This is a genomic window from Prosthecobacter fluviatilis (assembly GCF_055388355.1).
This window is the reverse complement of sequence record NZ_AP043782.1, coordinates 3,549,267-3,568,392: the sequence shown is the minus strand read 5'-3', so window position 1 is coordinate 3,568,392 and position 19,126 is coordinate 3,549,267. Positions and strand designations below refer to the sequence as shown.

Annotated in this window: 15 protein-coding genes; 9 read left to right on the top strand and 6 right to left on the bottom strand. The window is 62.9% G+C overall.

Going from position 1 to position 19,126, the window contains the following annotated elements; translation table 11 throughout:
• From ACZ5WW_RS13805 to ACZ5WW_RS13775, 7 genes are all read left to right on the top strand, one after another.
• Positions 1-1,479 (top strand): hypothetical protein, encoded by a 1,479-nt coding sequence (locus tag ACZ5WW_RS13805; protein WP_377168531.1) that lies wholly within the window; start codon positions 1-3, stop codon positions 1,477-1,479.
• Positions 1,466-2,350 (top strand): DUF58 domain-containing protein, encoded by an 885-nt coding sequence (locus tag ACZ5WW_RS13800; protein ID WP_377168529.1) that lies wholly within the window; start codon positions 1,466-1,468, stop codon positions 2,348-2,350. The genes ACZ5WW_RS13805 and ACZ5WW_RS13800 overlap by 14 nt, the downstream gene beginning before the upstream one ends.
• Positions 2,347-4,116, top strand: coding sequence for a vWA domain-containing protein (locus tag ACZ5WW_RS13795; RefSeq protein ID WP_377168527.1), 1,770 nt, complete (start codon positions 2,347-2,349; stop codon positions 4,114-4,116). Before ACZ5WW_RS13800 ends, ACZ5WW_RS13795 begins: the two co-directional genes overlap by 4 nt.
• A 130-nt stretch (positions 4,117-4,246) precedes the next feature.
• The gene (locus ACZ5WW_RS13790; protein WP_377168525.1) at positions 4,247-6,961 is read left to right on the top strand and encodes a VWA domain-containing protein; all 2,715 of its coding nucleotides are present in this window, start codon (positions 4,247-4,249) and stop codon (positions 6,959-6,961) included.
• A gap of 56 nt (positions 6,962-7,017) precedes the next feature.
• Positions 7,018-7,590 (top strand): Uma2 family endonuclease, encoded by a 573-nt coding sequence (locus tag ACZ5WW_RS13785; protein ID WP_377168523.1) that lies wholly within the window; start codon positions 7,018-7,020, stop codon positions 7,588-7,590.
• Positions 7,591-7,808: 218 nt separating this feature from the next.
• Positions 7,809-9,170 (top strand): Gfo/Idh/MocA family protein, encoded by a 1,362-nt coding sequence (locus ACZ5WW_RS13780; RefSeq protein ID WP_377168521.1) that lies wholly within the window; start codon positions 7,809-7,811, stop codon positions 9,168-9,170.
• 111 nt (positions 9,171-9,281) lie between these two features.
• The gene (locus ACZ5WW_RS13775) at positions 9,282-9,845 is read left to right on the top strand and encodes a YqgE/AlgH family protein (RefSeq protein WP_377168519.1); all 564 of its coding nucleotides are present in this window, start codon (positions 9,282-9,284) and stop codon (positions 9,843-9,845) included.
• Positions 9,846-9,928: 83 nt separating this feature from the next.
• Here ACZ5WW_RS13775 and ACZ5WW_RS13770 read toward each other — a convergent pair whose 3' ends face one another.
• From ACZ5WW_RS13770 to ACZ5WW_RS13760, 3 genes are read right to left on the bottom strand one after another with little or no spacing between them, the layout of a single operon-like run.
• Entirely contained in the window at positions 9,929-12,790 is a 2,862-nt protein-coding gene (locus ACZ5WW_RS13770; RefSeq protein WP_377168517.1) for a hypothetical protein, read from the bottom strand.
• Positions 12,787-13,359 carry a hypothetical protein gene (locus ACZ5WW_RS13765; RefSeq protein ID WP_377168515.1) on the bottom strand — a complete coding sequence of 191 codons (573 nt, stop codon included), beginning with the start codon at positions 13,357-13,359 and terminating at the stop codon, positions 12,787-12,789. The genes ACZ5WW_RS13770 and ACZ5WW_RS13765 overlap by 4 nt, the downstream gene beginning before the upstream one ends.
• 41 nt (positions 13,360-13,400) lie before the next feature.
• The gene (locus ACZ5WW_RS13760; protein ID WP_377168513.1) at positions 13,401-13,712 is read right to left on the bottom strand and encodes an FmdB family zinc ribbon protein; all 312 of its coding nucleotides are present in this window, start codon (positions 13,710-13,712) and stop codon (positions 13,401-13,403) included.
• 165 nt (positions 13,713-13,877) lie between these two features.
• Here ACZ5WW_RS13760 and ACZ5WW_RS13755 point away from each other — a divergent pair, with 165 nt between their 5' ends.
• On the top strand, positions 13,878-14,738 hold the full coding sequence (locus tag ACZ5WW_RS13755) for an AraC family transcriptional regulator (RefSeq protein WP_377168511.1): 861 nt from the start codon (positions 13,878-13,880) through the stop codon (positions 14,736-14,738).
• Here ACZ5WW_RS13755 and ACZ5WW_RS13750 read toward each other — a convergent pair.
• A complete protein-coding gene (locus ACZ5WW_RS13750) occupies positions 14,735-15,136 on the bottom strand; it encodes a hypothetical protein (protein WP_377168509.1) in 402 nt (133 codons plus the stop codon). The genes ACZ5WW_RS13755 and ACZ5WW_RS13750 overlap by 4 nt on opposite strands.
• Before the next feature lie 63 nt (positions 15,137-15,199).
• Between ACZ5WW_RS13750 and rlmN the strand changes: the two genes are divergently transcribed.
• The gene (gene rlmN / locus ACZ5WW_RS13745; protein ID WP_377168507.1) at positions 15,200-16,327 is read left to right on the top strand and encodes a dual-specificity RNA methyltransferase RlmN; all 1,128 of its coding nucleotides are present in this window, start codon (positions 15,200-15,202) and stop codon (positions 16,325-16,327) included.
• Between the two features lie 1,153 nt (positions 16,328-17,480).
• Here rlmN and ACZ5WW_RS13740 read toward each other — a convergent pair.
• Positions 17,481-18,101, bottom strand: coding sequence for a cyclic nucleotide-binding domain-containing protein (locus ACZ5WW_RS13740; RefSeq protein WP_377168505.1), 621 nt, complete (start codon positions 18,099-18,101; stop codon positions 17,481-17,483).
• Positions 18,102-18,154: 53 nt separating this feature from the next.
• The gene (locus ACZ5WW_RS13735) at positions 18,155-19,066 is read right to left on the bottom strand and encodes a leucine-rich repeat domain-containing protein (RefSeq protein WP_377168503.1); all 912 of its coding nucleotides are present in this window, start codon (positions 19,064-19,066) and stop codon (positions 18,155-18,157) included.
• Positions 19,067-19,126: the final 60 nt, after the last annotated feature.

Genomic DNA, 19,126 nt, shown 5'->3' with positions numbered 1-19,126 from the left:
ATGAGCGCCACACTGCCCATGCTGCGTGATTTCAGCGATCACTTCAGCCCCATCGTCGTCAAGGAACTGCGCCAGGGGCTGCGCACGCGGTTTTTCACCTCGGCGCTCATCCTGTTTCACACCCTCATCATCCTGCTGCTCGCCACCGTGGCTTTGGGGGCCCCGCTGGAGATTGTGAACGGCATTTTCTGGGGCATCGCAGGGCTCATGCTGCTGGCCGTCATGCCCCTGCGCGGCTTCTCCGCCCTCCATGTCGAAGATGCCGACGGCACGCTGGACATGCTCATGCTCACCTCCATCGCCTCCTTCCGCATTCTTTATGGCAAATGGGTGGCCCTTTGCGGCCAGTCGCTTCTCGTGGCGGGCTCCATCCTGCCTTACATGGTTGCACGCTACTTTTTTGGCGGCGTTGAAATCCTGAGGGAAGTCGTGGCGCTGGTCATGCTCGTTCTGGGCTCAGGCCTCATCACCGCTGCGCTGCTCGCCTTTTCCTCGCTGCCGTCGCTGCTCCTTCGCATTTTCCTCGGGCTCTGCGTGGGGGCCGGGGTGGTGCCGCTGGGCTTTTTCACGGCCATCCTCGTCTCCGCCTCGGAGGCAGACTCGCTCCTGCGTGAATTCTTCGCGCTGCAGCTATGGGAGCAGTGCAGCTTCGTTGGCGGCATTCTGGCCGTGGTGGCGTATGCCGTTTATTATTTTCTGGCGCTCGGCTCCTCGCGCATCGCGCCTCCCTCGGAGAATCACAGCACAAAAAAACGTCTCGTCGCCTTGGCCGTGCATGGCCTTTTCATGGTGGCCGGGCTGCTGCTCTGTTTTTTCAGCAAAGATCCCGACGTCGCCTTCTGGGTCTTTATACCCCTCTTGTTCCTCACCCTCATCGTCTGCATGGATGTGCTCACTGAGGAGATGCCCTGTTACTCCACGGCTGTCGCGGCCCTGGCGCGTCATGGGCGCCTGGGCAGGCTTGCCGGCAGGCTCCTGCACCCGGGCTGGGCTTCGGGCGTGCTGTTCTCCCTGCTTCTGTGCGTCATGGCTCTCAGCATCACGGCTGGCATCACCTTCAGGCACTCGTCCTGGGATCTGGATGACGGCCCGGGCCTCTACATGCTTTGCCTGCTGCTGGCCGTCTTCGTGCCTGTCAGCCTCCGCATCACTCGGGCGGGGATTTTTGCCAGCTGGTGGTTCGTGCAGATCTGCATGGTGGTCGCCGGCATCATGTTGACGATGTTCTGCCATGCCATGAACGCACGCGGTCTCGGTGCACTCGGCATCTTCACGCCCGTCACCGCGCTCTTTGGGGTCGAGTGTGGCAACTACAGCAGCCGTGAGAGCATCCTCATCATGGGCAGCCTGTTCAGCCTGGGCTGGCTGCTTCTCGCCATCCTGCGTGCAGGCGTTAATTTCAAAACTTACACCAGGCTGGAGCACGAGGCCCTGGAAAATGCGGCCCGGCAACCCTCGCGCACCCATGACGCTCCTTGATGACGCCGCCGCGCTCCGCTCTCTCCACGTCCGTGCCCGTGGCTGGGCGCGCGTGCTCAAGCTTCCCTTCCGCCAGCAGCGCTGGCGCGGCCATGCCGGCGACTTCCTCGGCGGCGGCACCGGCAGCAGCCTCGACTTTCAGGATCACCGCCTCTACCTCCCCGGAGACGATCCGCGCCAGATCAACTGGCAGGCCTACGCCCGCACCGGCACTTACTCGATGAAGCTCTATCGCGAGGAAGTCCGTCCCCTCGTCGATCTCATTTTTGACGTGTCAGCCTCCATGTTCGCCTTTGCCGCCAAGGAGCAGCGTGCGCTGGAATTGTTTGCCTACGCAGTCGAGTCCGTCTTGCAGTCCGGTGCCACGCTGCGTTGCTACGCCATTGCCGGTGCACAGCATCGCTTGCTCGAGCCCGAGGTCATTCTCAGCGGCCAGTGGCACGCACGCGTCAGCGACCTCATCTCCACTCAGGACATCCCTGCGCTGAACCGCCTCCCCCTTCGCGCCGGTGCCATGCGTGTCTTCATCAGTGACCTCCTCTTTCCCACCGAGCCGGAAGCCCTCCTCGCCTGCCTCAGCTCACGCAGCGGGCGCGGCATCGTCTTCGCACCCCAGTCTCGGGAGGAGGCCGACCCGGGCTGGGACGGGAACTACGAGTTCATCGACCCCGAAACCGGCCTCCCTCACGAGCACCGGGTCGAGCCCGCCCTGCTCCAGCGCTACGAGGCCGCCTACCGCCGTCATTTTGAGCTGTGGAAATCCGCCGCCCTGAAGCACGGCATCTCGCTGGCTCGTGTCGCTGCCGAGGCCGACTTTCAAAAGGCGCTCCAGCTCGAAGGAATCCCCAGCGGAGCCGTGGAAACTGCATGAGCCTCACCCTCGCCAACACCTGGGGCCTCTGGGCGCTGCTCGGCATTCCGGCCGTGATCGCCATTCATTTCCTCCAGCGGCGCAACCGCCGCGTGCACGCCACCACGCTCTTTCTGCTGCAGCAGATGAAGCGCGAGAGCCGCACCGGCAGCCGCTTTGAGCGCCTCCGCACCTCCATCCCTTTCTGGCTTCAGCTTTTGATGGTGCTGCTGCTCACCTGGCTGCTCGTGCAGCCCCGCTGGCTCAGGCACGATGCCGTGCAGCGCATCGCCGTGGTGATGGATGCATCCGCCAGCATGCAGGCCTTCCGCACTCCTGCGCTCAGAGCGGTCGATGACGTCCTCGGCCTGCTCGAAGGCCCTCTGGCGCGCGCAGAGCTCACACTGCTGTCTTCAGATGTCGAGGCCCCCAGCCTCTATCACGGCACGCTGGCCGCTGAGCTGCGGCAGGCGCTGCATCAATGGGAGCCGCTCCTCGGCGTGCATGATTTCACCCCCGCCTTGCGCATCGCACGCGGGCTCGTCGGGCCAAAGGGCGTCGTCGTGCTTGTCACAGACCACCCCCTGCCTGTCCCCCCTCTGTTTGGCGCGCAGGTGATTTCCGTCGGTCAGGAAACCGACAACGTCGGCTGGGCCGGCGTGACCGTGGAGGAGGTTGACGGCCAGTGGGTCTGGCACGCCCTGGTGAAAAACTACTCCAGCACTCCGCAGCAGCGCCAGTGGCATGCCCTGGCCGGCACTGCGCAGTCCCCTGCCAAATCTCTCAAGCTCGCCCCCGGGGAAACCCAGACGCTCTCCGGTCCCTTTCCCCCCGGAGAGGTCCAGCAGTTTGCCCTTCACCTTGGCGACGACGCATTCGCACTCGACAACGTTCTGCCGCTCGTGCGCCCTCAGCCCAAAGTCCTCTCGCTTTGTCCGTTCGACGGCAAAACACCGCTGCTCGCGGAGCTCTTCAGCCGCTACGCCCACCTGCGCATCGTCGGCGCTCCGGGTGCGTCGGATCTCGTCGCTGCGGTGATGACACCCACTTTCGCCCTGCCAGAGCAGCGTCATGGCTGCTTCTTTCAGGCCCCGCCGGAAGAGACGGCCCCCTACCTCAAAGGCAGCATCGTGGCCGAGCCGCATGCGCTGGTCGAAGGGCTCAACTGGCAGGGGCTTCTGGTGCGCGAGTCCAAACCCATGCCCCGTCAGTCCCAGGATCGCGTGCTGCTCTGGCAGGGCGAGCGCCCCTTGATCGTCTTGCGCATCATGCCCGCCGGCGGCAGGCAGTTGATCTGCCAGTTCGATCTGGAGATCTCCAATGCCCGCAAGCTGCCTGCCTTCGCCGTGCTTCTGCATCGTTTCCTTGAAACTTTGCGCACAGACAAACTCGCGCCTGAAGCCGCCAACTTCGACGTGCGTCAGCACCTCAATGTGGCGCACCGCCAGGATGCCGAAGCCGGGCCATTGAAACTCGGAGACCAGGAAATCCCCCTCGCACAGGCCCGCCTGCTCCGTGCCCCTTCACGGCCCGGCCACTTCACTGTGCGTCAGGGTGAAACGCTGCTCCTCACTGCGGCCGCACATTTTGCCGACACCCGAGAGGCAGACCTCACCCAGGCAAAGCCGTTCAATGAACTCGACAAGGTCAAGGCCCTGCAGGTCGAGACCCTGCACGAGGCAGACCCCGGCTGGCGGCTGTGGCTTCTCGCCCTGCTCCTTTTGCTGTTCGGCAGCTGGTGGTTCACCAATCCCAAACGCGAAACTCAGGAGGTCTTGCGCGCATGAAACATCCGTTCAGTGGCCGCAAAAAAACGCAAAGGCCGCAAAAAGGGGCTGCCTCCGGAAACCTGCGCCCCCTCTTTTTTTTGTGCCTTTTTGAGTTTTTTGCGGCCATCCCAAATGAGGTCCTGCCATCATGATCTTCCGCCATCCAGAATGGTTCGCCCTCCTGCCCGTGCTTCTGCTGGCCGGCAGGCTTCTGCCGCGCCTTTCGTTGTGGCGGCCGGTTCGGCTGCTGCTGCTGGTGCTCATCACGGCCACGCTCGCACAGCCGCAGTGGCGTCGCCTTGCCGACGGCGTCGATCTCTGGGTCCTGCTCGACAGCTCCGTGTCCGCAGAGCAGCCCATGGCCAGGGGCATGCAGGAGTGGGAGAAGCTCCTCGAAAAAAGCCGGGGCCGCGAAGACCGCATCTTTTACCTCAGCTATGCCGCGGAGGTGATGAAGCGTGGCGCTGAAGGCGCGGAAATGTACGCACGCAACCAGACTCAGACACGCACCGCCCAGGCCATCACCCAGGCGCTCGCCTTTGCCCAGCGCGAAGGCCCTGGCCGGCCGGCCCGCATTCTGGCCATCACAGACGGTTACTCCACCGAGCCGCTGACGGGCCTCGCCTCCAAACTCTCGCAGCAGGGCGTGGAGCTCGACTACCGCCTCGCCCGCGAAAGCGAGACCACCGACTTCCGCATCTCCGCCATGAAGCTCCCTTCGCGCGCTCAGCTCGGCGAGCCGTTTTTGATCGAGATCGAGCTGCGCGGCACCGCCGATGGCAAAGTCCCCCTCACCCTGCTGCGCAACGGACGTGAGCTCAAAACCAGCGAGGTGGACGTCCGGCTCGGCAGCGGTGCCATTCGCTTTACGGACCGCCTCCCGGCCGCCGGTGTCGCACATTATGAGGCCATCATCCTGCCGGCCAAGGACGCGCACCCGGGCAACAACCGTCACGAAGCGATGATCGAAATCGCCGGCGGTCCTCGCGTGCTCCTCCTCACCAAGTACACGGACGACCCCGCCGCCGCCGCCCTCCAGCGCCAGGGGTTCACCGTCGAGACCGTCACCGAGCTGCGCTCTCTCCGCCCCGGCCAGCTCGCCGGTGTGAAGTGCGTCATCTTCAACAACGTCCCCGCCTTTGAGCTCCCCTCCGAGTTCCTGCCTGCCATGGATTTTTATGTCCGCGAGCAGGGCGGCAGCATCCTCATGGCAGGGGGAAAGCAGAGCTTTGCCGCAGGCGGTTATTTCGAGTCGCCGCTCGATCCGCTGCTGCCCGTCTCCATGGAAATGAAGCAGGAGCACCGCAAGCTCATGGTCGCCATGGCCATCGTCATGGACCGCAGCGGCTCCATGGGCATGAACGTGCAGAATGGTTTCACGAAAATGCAGCTCGCAGACGAAGGCGCGGCCAATGCCATCCGCTTCCTCGGGCCGCAGGATCTGCTGGCCGTCTATGCCGTGGACAGCGAGGCCCATGAGATGGTCCCCCTTCAGCAGGTGGGGCCTAACCGCGATAAAATGGAAAGCGCCGTGCGCCGCATCGAAAGCACCGGCGGCGGCATCTATGTTTACAACGGGCTCAAGGCTGCCTGGGATCAGCTCAAAGCCGCACCCGTCGGCCAGCGCCACATCATTCTCTTCTCTGACGCCGCAGACTCCGAGCAGCCGGGCGACTACCAGATCCTGGTCGAGGAAATCATCAAGAATGGCGGCACCGTCAGCGTCATCGCCCTCGGCACCCGCAGGGACGTGGATGCCTGGATCCTCGATGACATCGCCAAGCGCGGCAAAGGCCGTATCTTCTACACCGACAAAGCCGAGGAACTGCCCAGCATCTTCAGTCAGGAAACCGTCGCCGTCGCCCGCAGCGCCTTCATCACGGACCCCGTCGCCACCAAGGCCGCCGGCGGCTGGTTTGAGATCAGCAGCCAGACCTTTGACTGGCCCGCGCAGGTGGACGGCTTCAATCTCAGCTACCTGCGCGACTGGGCCAGCCAGGCGCTCATCACCCAGGACGAATACGCCGCACCTCTCGTCGCCTTTGGCCCACGCGGCACCGGCCGCACCGCCGCCGTCAGTTTTCCCCTCGGTGGCGAGCACTCCCAGCTCGTGCGTGCCTGGCCCAAATACGGCGACTTTTTGCAGACCCAGGTGCGCTGGCTGATGGGCGAAACTCTTCCGCCCGGCATCGGTGTCCGCCACCGCCTGGAGGGCAATACCCTCACCCTCGATCTGCTCTACGATGAAGAATGGGCGCCCAAACTGCGAGCCAAAGCCCCGCGCGTGGTGCTGGCGCACGGACTGCGGGCCGAGGGCTCTCACGAGCTCGCCTGGGAGCGCGTCTCACCCGGGCATTACCAGACCCGCACCGAACTCCCCGAAGGTGAAATGGTGCGCGGAGCCGTGCAGGTCGCCGGGCAGGCCGTCAGCTTTGGGCCCGTCATTGTCGGCACCAGCACCGAGTGGGCCTTTGATGAGTCACGCGTCGAGGAGCTGCGCCGCGTCTCCCAAACCAGCGGCGGCCGTGAGCTGCTGGAAATGAGCCAGGCCTGGCGCAGCCCCGCCACGCCTCGCTTTACGGATCTTGGCATTTACCTGCTCATCGTCACCCTACTCTGCCTCCTCTTCGAAGCCTTCGTCACCCGCACCGGCTGGAAGCTGCCCCGGCTCGCCCGTGCCGAAAGCAAGCCGCGCCCCGCAATCATCAAACCCACCCGCGAAGCTCTCCAACATCAGCAGCGACTCAGCCAGGCACCGCAGGCCCAAGAGATCAAAACTCCTGCCGCTGAAGCAGAGCCCAAGATCACCCAAGTCTCCGCCGAAGAACGCCAAAGCCGCTTTCAGCGTGCGAAGAAACGCTGAGACTTCGCGGATGGATCGTAGCTTGCACCCTGGGAGTCGGTGATTTACAATAAACCATGGTTCCCATCCTGAGACAGCCTGGCTTTCAGCAGCGTGCCATGCCGTTGTCCATCCAGGCCTGGCATCAAATGATCGCCACGGGTCTCGCTCCGGCGCGGGCTGAACTCATTCGCGGAGTGATTGTCGAAAAAATGAGCAAGTCCATCATCCATACCAAGCTTGCGGCGAGAATTTTTGCTCTTCTGCAAAAACTTGCAGGCGCTCAGGTGTGGGTCCGCAAAGAAGATCCGCTCACCTTGACGGATTCAGAACCCGAACCGGACGCATCGGTGGTCGCGGGCAGGGAAGAAGACTTCCAGAGTCATCCAACGACAGCTCTCCTCGTTGTGGAAGTTTCTGTTTCCAGTCTCAATGAAGACCGTGAAATGGCCGACCTCTATGCAGAAAACGGCGTGGCCGAATACTGGATCATTAACGGCTCCGAGCGTTGCATCGAATGCTATCGCGATCCCTCTGCTGGCCGTTATCAAACCCAGCTCCGCATCACCGAAGGCTCCATTCTTCAGAGCGCCGCCCTGCCAGCCGTGAGCGTGGACATCGCCGAATTGTTTGCGGGTATCGGCGCCTGATCCCTCCCGCGTTCAAGCAGGCATCCCAGCGTGCGAAGAAACGCTGATGAAAAGTCGCCATCGGCGCTCTGAAATGATCAGATCAAGGCTCGCGTGTCTTTGATCCAGATTCTTTTCCAACGGCTCATGGTACTAAACTGCCGTTCTTTGCCTTTCGAGACAAAGAGTTCGGCGTGGCAGCGTACGTTGGGAGACACTTCAACCCATCGTCGCTCCTCATGCCCACTTCGCGCCGCTCCTTCCTCAAGCATTCCACGCTCGCCTCCGCAGCCGCCGCTTTTCCGGCGTTCGTCCGCGGCCAGAACCTCAACAGCAAGCTCCAGGTGGCCTGCGTCGGCGTCAATGGCATGGGCTACAGCGATCTCCACAACGTCGGCTCTCACGCCGCCGTGAAATTCGTCGGCTTCTGCGACGTGGATGCCAACCGCTTCGACAAGGCTGACAAGGAGTTCCCCGGCGTGAAGCACTTCTCCGACTACCGCGAGATGTTCAGCACCCTTGGCGACGGTTTCGATGCCGTCACCGTGGGCATCCCGGACCACATGCACGCACCCGTGGCCGTGGCCGCCATGCAGAAGGGCAAGCACATCTACTGCCAGAAGCCCCTCGCGCACACCGTCTGGGAGGCGCGACAGATGCGCCTCTGGGCTGAGAAGAAAAACCTCGTCACCCAGATGGGCAATCAGATCCACTCCTCCATCGAGTACCGCATGGGCACGCGGCTCATCAAGGAAGGCGCGATCGGCAAAATCAAGGAAGTGTACTCCTGGGTCGGCGTCACCGGCAATGAGCGCACCCGCATGTTCCAGCCGCCGCCCTCCGCTCCCGTCCCGGCCAATTTGAACTGGGACCTCTGGATCGGCGCCGCTCCCATGCGCGAGTACGCCCCCGCCTATCACCCCTTCATCTGGCGCGACTGGCAGGACTTCGGCGGCGGCGGCCTCGGCGACTTCGGCTGCCACATCATGGACCCCGTTTTCACCGCGCTCGATCTCACCGCCCCCATCAGCGTCCACGCCAAGAACAGCGGCATCAACAACCAGATCTGGCCCACGCATGAGACCATCAACTATGTCTTCCCCGGCACCCAGTACACCGCAGGGAAAACGATGAAGCTCACCTGGATGGACGGCGGCCTCAAGCCCAGCCACAAGCTCGCCCAGATGCCCGGAGACATCGATCTCCCCGGCAGCGGTTCCATCTTCATCGGCGAGGGCGGCACCATGGTCCTCGCTCATGTCGCAGGCCCGCGCCTCTACCCTCTCGACAAGTTCACCGGCTTCAAATACCCCAAGGAAGAAGGCCGCAGCCACTGGCACACCTGGGTGGACGCCTGCCTCGCCGGCACCAAGACCAGCGACGGCTTCCACTACGCCGGTCCGCTGGCGGAGACCGTGCAGCTCGGCAACGTGGCCACCCGTCTCGCCATTCCCAAGATCGACCCCGTCACCGGCCGCATGGAGGAGGCCAACAAGGTGCTTGAGTGGGACGCCGCCAATCTGAAGTTCACCAACGCACCCGAGGCCGACAAGCTGCTCACCAAGACCTATCGTCAGGGCTTCGAAGTCGCTGCCGCTTAAGCCTTCGCATTTCCCGCTCCCATCCCGTGCGCGCCGATCTGAAAAGATTCGGCGCGCATTTTTTTCGATGGCATTTGAGTGGCTGGCGTAGTTATTGCGTCAGAACATCATATGAACTCGGAAAACACGAACGAATCGTCGTCTTCCCTCAGCGGAAGTCTCCTGCTCGCCTCACCGGCCATGCGCGACTCCAATTTCGCCCGCTCCGTGGTCTTCATGGCCGCGCACAATGCGAAGGACGGCGCCTTTGGCTACATCCTCAACCGCCCCCTGGAGCAGTGCGTCGCCGATCTCCTTCCAGACCAGGACTTGGGAGCGCTTGGCGATGTGCCCGTGTTCATGGGCGGCCCCGTTTCCACAGACAAGCTTGCCTTCGCCGCTTTGCATTGGAACAAACGCCGCCGCACCCTTCGCTGCCAGACTCATCTCTCCGTGGCAGACGCTCTGCACGCGCTCAGCCTCGGCCATGATGTGCGCGGCTTTGTCGGCTACTCCGGCTGGAGCGGTGGCCAGCTCGAAAGCGAGCTGGAAGTCCGCTCCTGGATCACCACCCCGGCCCGTCCGCTGGTGCTCACTGTTGAAAAACCCGCCCAGATGTGGTCCGCCATCCTCAAGGACATGGGCCCTGTCTATAAGGTCATGGCCGGTATGCCTGAAGACGTGAGTCTGAACTAAGCCGGCGTGAAGCGGCCCGCACATTCCGTGTGCGGTGTGGGCGGCAGGCCTGCCTGCCACCTCTTATAAGATGCCGCTCCAGCCTACTTCGAAAATTCCTTGTCGATCGCGTCCAGATACTTCGAGATCGGATCGGTGCGGACTGGAAGTTCTTTCTTGATGGTGGTGGGCAGGTTGAGGAAGTCGTCAAACTTGCCGGAAAGGCGGCCGCTCTCGCTGGCTTCGAACCAGTCCAGGTAGTCGCGCACCGCGACAGACTTCTGGTAGGCGACAATCGCAAACTCATGCAGCGCGGCCAGGCGCTTGTCCATGTCCTTCGTCCTCCCGGCTTCGATGTCGTGCACCGCGACGAGGTAGCCTCGGATCACAGGGCGGAACAAAACGCCCACACGCAGCTCCAGCGCCCTCAGTGACGCCAGGTTGTACTCCAGTATTTTAGCACGGTCTGGGTGCTTCAGGATATGCTGATACTCCTCGATGGGCAGGCTCACCGGTACCAGGCTCGGTGCTGCGGCGTCTGGGCTGGCCGCCGTGCCTGGAGCTGCCCTGACCTGTTCGGGCGTGGCCGGCTTTGCATTCGGATTCGTCGTCTGTGGCTTGCGCGCAGCTGTGCTGGAGGATTTGGCGGTGGACTTGGAGTTGGGATTGGTCGTGCGCGGCTTGCTGCTTTTCTTCACCTCTGGCTTCTCCGCTTCAGCCTTCGGTGCTTCAGCCTCCTCCTTGGGGGCTTCCTCGGTCTTGCGTTTGCGGAAATCAAACAGCGGCTCCGTTGTCGGGCGGGCGGCGGGCGGGGCCAGCATCTGCCAGGCATCTGCCATCATGGGTGAGATCAGGCGGGCAAAATCAAAGCTGCTCTCCGGAGTCAGCATCGCCTGCTTCTCCTTGGCCGGCGCTTCCTCTTTCTTTTCCTCCGCAGGCTTCTTGCCGCCACGGAACCAGTTCATTGGATTGAGCTTCGTGGGCTTCTTTTCTTCCTGGGGCTCCTCTTTCGCTGCCGGTTCTTTTGGGACGCTGACCTTGGGCTTTTCGATCGCCGCCGCCTTTTCCTTCTCCTTTTCAGCCACCTTCTTGCCGGGGCTCGCAGTCACGGCGGGTTTCTCATCAGGCTTCTTCTCATCAGGCTTTTTCTCCTCGCCACCGGCGCCAAAGAGCCGGCCCATGAAGCCGGGTTTCTTTTCTTCTGCCTTGTCCTCTTTTTCGGCCATGGCTTCAGCCGGCTTTTCAGCCGTTTTGGAGCTGCTGTCTTTGGCCTCTGCATCGTCAGGCTTTTTCTTTTCCTCGCCACCGGCGCCAAAGAGCCGGCCCATGAAGCCGGGTTTCTTTTCTTCTGCCTTGTCCTCTTTTTCGGCCATGGCTTCAGCCGGCTTTTCAGCCGTTTTGGGGTTGCTGTCTTTGGCCTCTGCATCGTCAGGCTTTTTCTTCTCCTCACCGCCGGCACCAAACAGGCGCCCCATGAAGCCGGGCTTCTTTTCCTCGTCCGCAGGCAGCTCCTTCGCTTCGGCCGTTTTGGCGGCTTTGTCTGCGGCTTTCGCCTCGCCTTCCTTTTCGCTGCCATCTCCCAGGAAGAGCATGCGGCGCAGCAGGCTGCGTTTCGTCTTCGGGTCCTCCTCGGCGGGTTCCTCCTTCGGGGTTTCAGGCGTCGGCTCTTTCACCTTGGCCTTGGCGGTTGCAGTCTCCGCCTGGGCTGGCGCACGGGGCTCGCTCGCCGCGATCACCGGCAGCGGTGCGGGGATCACAAAGGGGTGCAGTTTCACGTTCTTTGGCACCTCCGCAGGCAGCGCTTCGTAGTGGATCGTGATGGCCTCCTCGATGGCCTTGAGGCTTTCGGCCGCGCTGAGCGGCTCGGCCACACCGGGCTTGGCCAGGGAGGCCAGCTGCAGCGACCACCACTTGTTCAGGCTCGACGCCGAGGCGGCGAAGTTGGGGAATGCAGCGCTGAGCAGTTCGCGCTCGGAGCGCGAATCACTCGCCAGGGAGTTGAGAAACTTGTTCAGATTCTGCGGCCCGTTTGGCTGGTCCACCAGCGCCAGCACCAGCGCGCAGCATGAGGTCTCGTAAATCGTCCGGGAGAGGTTGTCCATCTCCACCGGGGAGGCTTCGATGATCTCCTCAATGCCGTAGATTTTCCCGCTGCGAAACAGCGTGGCAAACATGGCGCTCGGGGCCGGGCTCGCACGGAAGTCCAGCGCATGCAGCACGCCGGTCATGACCCAGTCGGGCAGCAGCAGGCGCCCTTCCGGTGTCTCGATCTTCTGGTGGTTGCGCAGGATGCGCTCGGCCAGCAGCGCCCTCACCAGTTCCTTGCGCAGGTCCTCCGCCTTCAGCCCGGGCCCCTCGTTGATCGTCACCTGCAGGTGAAAGCCCCCGAAGTTAAGCTCGGAGATGGCGGTGGAAATCGGCGGCCCTTTCGACTTGGCCGCCTCCTCGCCGGTGTTCAGCAGCACCACGATCGGCAGCACCCACGGCTCCTTGTCATTGAGCACCCTGCGCAGCTCCTGCGAAATCTCCTCACAGCGTGTGGACATGGCGCTGCGCGTCTCAAACACCTTTCCATGCACAATGAACTGCCGGCTCGTGCTGGTGGAGCTCGTCACGGGCACCTTGTCCGCCGGAGTCGGCACGCGCGGCACCTCCGTCACCGCTGGCTTTTGTGTCACGGCTTCCAGCGCCTGCATTTTGCTGGCGGAATTCGCAGAGGTCGCAGGCGCTGCGGGCACAGGTGCAGGCGCTGGCGGGGCTGCAGGCTTGGCGCCGGGCTCATTCAGCAGCTGGCCCGGCAGGGGAGGCGGGGCCAGAGTCTTCGGGGCCTCGATCGCAGCCGCCGCTTCTTTCTGTTCCTTCGTCAGCGGCGGGACGGGAGGGGCGGCTGTTTGCCCCACAGCGAGCAGTGTGGTGCAGACAAATGAGAGCACGCCTGCGCAGGCGCATGGAAAACGGCGGTTCATGCAGTGGGGAAGCGGGGATCGAGCACGAGCTTGTCCTTCGCGATGGTGATTTGGGTCATTTGAAACAAGGCACGGATTTCTGGATCAAGTGCCTCGGCCAAAGCTTGCAGCGAGGGCTGGAGCGGCCTCATCATGCCACGCGGCATCTCCAGGTGGCCGTACGCTCCACGCAGCACTTCCACCCGGAAGTCCTTTTCTCCGCGGTGGATCGCCAGGTCCACGCTCGCGGTCTGCGTATGCCCGTGGATTTTCCAGATCAGAAACAAACGCGCCGTGTCCGGCTCCAGATCGATGCGGACTCCTTCAAACGCCGCCCAGCCTCCCAGGACTCCCGGGATTTTTCCAGACAGCGTCGCGGACAGGTGACGGTTGATTTCCACCTCGCTCACCTCCATCACTGCCGCACGCTTGATGGTCGTTTGCCGCATCATGTCAGGCAGGTCATCGGCCTTCGCAGAGCTTGGCGCAGCGACTCTGGGCAGATCTGCCGGCCGGTGTGCCACCCAGGCGGCTCCGGCCAGCAGGCTGATCCCAAGCAGCCGCAATGTCTTGATGAGTTGGCGGATCACAGCGGCAGGTGGTGGTGAGGTATGAAATGCGGGCTAGGGGCCTAGGCCCCCGTCGTCTTGGCAGGTGCTGGCGTGCTCGCGGCTGGTGCAGGGCTTGCCGCAGGCGGCGCACTGGTGGCTGAGGCGGCGCTTTCAGAGTCCTTCTTCGCCGCCGCTTTGTACGAGTCGCTGCGGTAGTCGGTGATGTAGAAGCCGTTGCCTTTGAAGATGAAACCTGCGCCCATGCCTATCTTTCGCTTCACCGGTCCCGGACAGCCCTCCTTCGGGCACTCCGTGAGGTGAGGGTCTTTCATGGACTGTTTGGCCTCAAATGGATGGCCACACGTCTGGCATTCGTATTCGTAGGTGGGCATGGTGGGGGGAAGGTGAGATGCCTGCGCGGGGATAATGCTGTGCGCAGCAGGGCTCTAAGTATGCTGCTTGGCACCCTCTGCTGCAAAAGGATTTTCCCCCTCCATTCTGGCTCTGTCACAATTCAGCGCTCGACACTCATCAGCCTTTGCATGTATTATCCGGTCATGGCTGCTTTGACCCAGGAAACCGTCTTCTTGAAGAATCTTTATGCCACGCCCGCCGACTGGCAGCGCGATTTGTTCTATTCCGTGGTGCGTGCGGGCCACCTCAAGGCGGGCTATGAGCACCGCATCGAGCGCGAAACCTACCCCGGCCACGAGCTGATCCTCTGCCTCAAAGGTCGCGGCTGGGTCCAGGTCGCAGGCAAACGCCATGAAGTCGGGCCCGGGGCTCTCCTCTGGGTGAACTGCCACCATCCTCACCTCTATGGGGCTGCCAAAAAGGACCCCTGGGAGCTTTATTGGATACGTGCAGAAGGTCGGCCGCTCGACCGCATCGCCGAGCTCCTCCAGGTGCGCTCACAGCCCGTCCTCGAAGGCATTAATGAGCAGGCTGTCGCTCAGGAGTTTGAGCGGGCTTTTGAGCACATGAGCGGCACCCGCCCCAGCGATGCCGCACTCGCCAGCGCCGCCGTCGCCTCCATCATCGGCCAGGCCTTCCACGTCCGCCTCTCAGAGCCCGGGCAGGTGCAGCCGGAGCTCCCCTCCGCCGTTTCCAAGGCCCTCGAGCGCATGCGCCTCTACTTCCACCTCCCCATGCGCGTGGTCGAGCTGGCCCAGCTCAGCGGCATGAGCGAAAGCCACTTCAGCCGCCAGTTCAAGGCCTCCATCGGCACCAGCCCCATCGACTGGCTCCGCCGCGAGCGCATCAATCAGGCCAAACGCCGCCTCATCGAGTCCGACGACCCCGTCAAGGAAATCGCCCGCCAGGTCGGCTACCATGACCAGTTCTTTTTCTCCAAGGACTTCAAGAAGATGACCAAGCTCACCCCCACCCAGTTCCGCGAGCAGGAAAAGCAGTCCTAGTCCGCCACAGGCCTCTGCTTCAGCCGTTCTTCCACCCACGCATGTGTGCGGCGGAGGATGAAATCCAGCATCAGCGCCAGCAGCGCCCCTGCAAACGCTCCGCCGACCCCGCCATACACGGCGATCATCCAGCTCTCGTCCACCTTCTCCAGCACCGTGCGGCCCACCCACGCCGTCACCGCCCCTGCGGGTATCCCGGCCAGCACACCGCACTGCAGCAGCAGCGCCCTCATGGCCGTGGCCGGACGTTTCGTAAAGAAACCCAGCGCCACCGAGCTCGACACCACGCCCAGCATCACCATTCCTGCTGCGATCGCGCACGCAAACAGTCCCGCTCCTATCCCGACGCCGATCAGTACGACCATGACAATCAGCATGATGAGGCCGGGAAAAATCATGGCCTCAGCATCAAACTCAAATCTCGAATTTCAAATCCTCATTTCACCGCCACTGTCATCCCCATGAGCATCACCCCCGCACCCCAGGGCCTCCTCGGCATGAAGCCGGAGGAGATCGCTGCCGTGTTCACAGAGCTGGGCCAGCCCGCCTTCCGTGCCAGGCAGCTCGTCGAGTGGGTCTTCGCCAAACGCGCCGCCACCTTCGAGGCGATGACCAATCTGCCCAAGGCCACCCGCGAAGCCCTCGCCACCCGCTTCGTCACCCGCACCATGACCATCGCCAAGGTCACCGGCTCCAGCGACACCACACGCAAGTTTCTCCTCAAGCTCCATGACGGCCGCTACGTCGAGACCGTCCTCATCCCGGCCAATCCCGCCCTCTATGGCGGAGCCTCGGACCGCCGCACCCTCTGCGTCTCCAGCCAGGTCGGCTGCGCCTACGACTGCAAATTCTGCGCCAGCGGCCTCGCAGGCTTCACCCGCAACCTCACTGCTGCCGAAATCGTCGAGCAGATCGTCCAGGTGGAGGCCTATGCCGGAGAGCGTGTGGACAATCTCGTCTTCATGGGCATGGGAGAGCCCCTCGCCAATTTCTCCAACGTCACCAAGGCCATCGAAATCCTCAATGCGGAATGGGGCATCGGCATCGGGGCACGTCACATGACCGTCAGCACCAGCGGCCTCGCTCCGCAGATCAAAAAACTCGCCGATTTTCCCCTTCAAATCCGCCTGGCCATCTCCCTCCACGGCGCCACCGACGAAGTGCGTGAGAAAATCATGCCCGTGAACCGCAAGCACAACCTCGCGGAACTCTTCGAGGCGCTCGACTACTGGAACCAGAAACGAAAACAGTTCCTCACCTTCGAGTTCATCCTCATCGCCAATGTAAACGACAGCCTCCAGCAGGCCCAGGCCCTGGCCAAACGTGCGCGCAGCGCCAATGCCAAGGTCAACCTCATTCCCTACAACACCGTCGATGGCCTCGACTGGGTGCGCCCCAGCGAAGCCGCCCAGGACGCCTTCCTCGCCGTGCTTCTCAACGCCGGCGTCACCGCCACCCTACGCCGGGAAAAAGGCCACGACATCGCCGCCGCCTGCGGTCAGCTTCGCCTGAAACAGGAAACCGAACTCGGCATCATCGAATCCCCCATCCCCGCCAAACGCATCACCATCGGCGGCGGCGCGGACTGATTTTCCGGAGCGCCAAAGGCGCGCGCTATCGCAGCCCAGGGCAGCGCCCTGGGTTGCCTGTTTCGCCACATCCTTGGCCCGCAGGCAGTTTGCCCTTCGTAGTGCGCACCGAGCAGAATGGGCGTCTGCAGCAGACTTGTTCGAGAGCAGCATGTCTGGCTGTTCGGGACGTAGGTTGGGTGTGTTTGGCGGCTGATGGTTGCTCGATCATCAGGCGGCTGCTTCGCCAAACCGCCCGACTCTGGGGGGCGTTCGCAGGCTGAGGCGCGTGGCTACACGCTGAGGGACGGCGGGCTGTCGCCACACCCATCCACGGCCACGCCTGAAGCACTGAACCTGGAGCTCTATTCGAGAACAAGTCCAATACCACGCACAGCTGAAAACGGGTCTCATGGGTGAAAGCCAGCATTCCATGCGGCCAGCCAGCGCTCTGGAGGAGTGGGATCGTCCCGATCCCACACGTTCCCGCATCGCCCTGCGCCCTCGCAGAACCACGAACACGCTGCAGGTGGGGGGATCAAGATAATCCCCCTCCGTCGCTGCGGCGAAGCCTCAGGCGGGGTGGGATCGTCCCGATCCCATACGTTCCCGCGTCGCCCTGCGCCTTCGCAGATCCACGAACACGCTGCAGGTGGGGGGATCAAGATGATCCCCCTCCGTCGCTGCGGCGAAGCCTCAGGCGGAGTAGGATCGTCCCGATCCCACACGTTCCCGCATCGCCCCTGCGCCCTCGCAGATCCACGAACACGCTGCAGGTGGGGGGATCAAGATGATCCCCTCCGTCGCTGCGGCGAAGCCTCAGGCGGAGTGGGATCGTCCCGATCCCACACGTTCCCGCATCGCCCAGCGCCCTCGCAGAACCACGAACACGCTGCAGGTGGGGGATCAAGATGATCCCCCTCCGTCTCTGCGGCGAAGCCTCCGGCGGAGTAGGATCGTCCCGATCCCACACGTTCCCGCATCGCACAGCGTCTTCGCACATCCACGAACACGCTGCAGGTGGGGGGATCAAGATGATTCCCCTTCGTCGGATCGTGCCTCCACCTTCAGACCCGTTTTCATCGCATCGTGGTCCAATGGGTCCCGTCACGCATAGGCACCGCGGCGTGTCCGGGTCTCAAGGAGGCCAGGAGTTTTCAACAGGCTGTTAAAACTACCTCACCCGCGCCGGCTTCCTCACCGCAGCCGCAGGCACCCGTTTCACCGGGCGCTTCAGCTTCGATGCAGACACTGACTTGGCGGCTGCGGGCTTGGCTGCCACGGGCTTCGCGGCAGTCTTGGCTTCCTTCAGCTCACGCAGCTCTTTCTCCACCTCGGCCAGACGCTTGGAGGTCGCCTCCAGCTTCCGCACCACCAGGCGCGCCACAAATTCATACAGCGCCGCATGGAAATCCGGGTCTTCCTCACGGGGATGGATGTCCTGCAGAAACTTCTGGTCCACCGCCAGGCACACCGCCTTGGTGGAGGCCAGCACGGAGGCCAGACGCTTGTCATGGTTCACGAGCGCCAGCTCGCCAAAAACTTCCCCGATCCGGGTGATGGAGGCCACCTTCTTGGTGCCGACCCGCACCTCCAGCTCACCGCTGAGCAGGACGTAGATGCGGGAGTCGATGCTGCCTTCTTTGATGATGCAATCTCCTGGCTCGCACTGCAGCAGGCTGCTGGAATTGAGCACATCATCGAGCTGGTCATCGCTAAAGCTGGCGAGGGCAGGCACCGCACGCAGAGGCGACGGGCTGTGCTTCTCGTCATGGATGTAAGCAAACTCTTTCATGGAATATGCAGGATTCTGTCAGGAGGATGGCAGGCGGGAAAGATAAATTTTGCTCATTTTCCGGCACTCTTCACCGCCGCATCATACGCAGGCCAGAAGCTCGCCGGTGGCATCAGGTCCTTGCCGCCATCATCAAACCGTGTGCCGATCTCCTGCAGCGGCAGCGCTTTCACCACATCGATGCCCGCCGTGATGTTTGCCGGCGTAAACACCAGCCGTGTGAGCTTCATGCCCTTCAGCGGGGTCAGATCCGTCACCGGCGTTTCGCCTATGTGCAGTCGCTGCAGCGCCGTGCCGCTCAGCGGCGTCAGGTCCTTCACCTTCGTGCGGTGCAGCGTCACGCTCACCAGCGGCACCGTCTTCAGCGCGCTGATGTCCGCCACCGGGCAGTCCGTCAGCCACAGCATCTGGATCGGGCATTTGCCGATCCCCGAGATGTCTCCGATCGGGCAGCCCACCGCATTCAGCTCCACCAGCGGCATGTTTTCCAGCGCCGCCAGGTTCTCCACTGGCGTACGGCTCAGGTACAGCTTCTCCAGCGGCATGCCCCGCAGTGCGGAGAGATCCTTCACCTTCGTGTCCTCCAGGTACAGCTCCACCAGCTTCTTCCCCTGCATCGGCCGCAGGTCCGTGATCGGCGTCTCGCTCAGGTCCAGCGCCAGCGGCTCGATGTGCTCCAGAAACTTCACGTTCTCGATCTTCGCCCCGCGCAGGCTCAGCGCGATCACCTTCCCACCCTCGATGTTGAACTGCCCGTCGCCCGCATACGCCGGATTATGGTACTTGATCTCCGTGTGCATCATCTCCTGCGTCCAGTACACCTTCTTCGGTTCCTCCTTTTTGGGCTCTGCCTTGGCTGGCGCGGGAGCTGCCGCCACGGGCTTCGCCGCAGGCGCGGGTTTCTTGGGCTCATCGCCGCATTGGGTCAGGAGCAGAGGCAGGACAAGGAGCAGGCTGGGCTTCATGGCACCGGCATGCCGGATTTCCCCCCTCCTTGCAAGCCGGAAGTGAAACAAGCGCGGCAA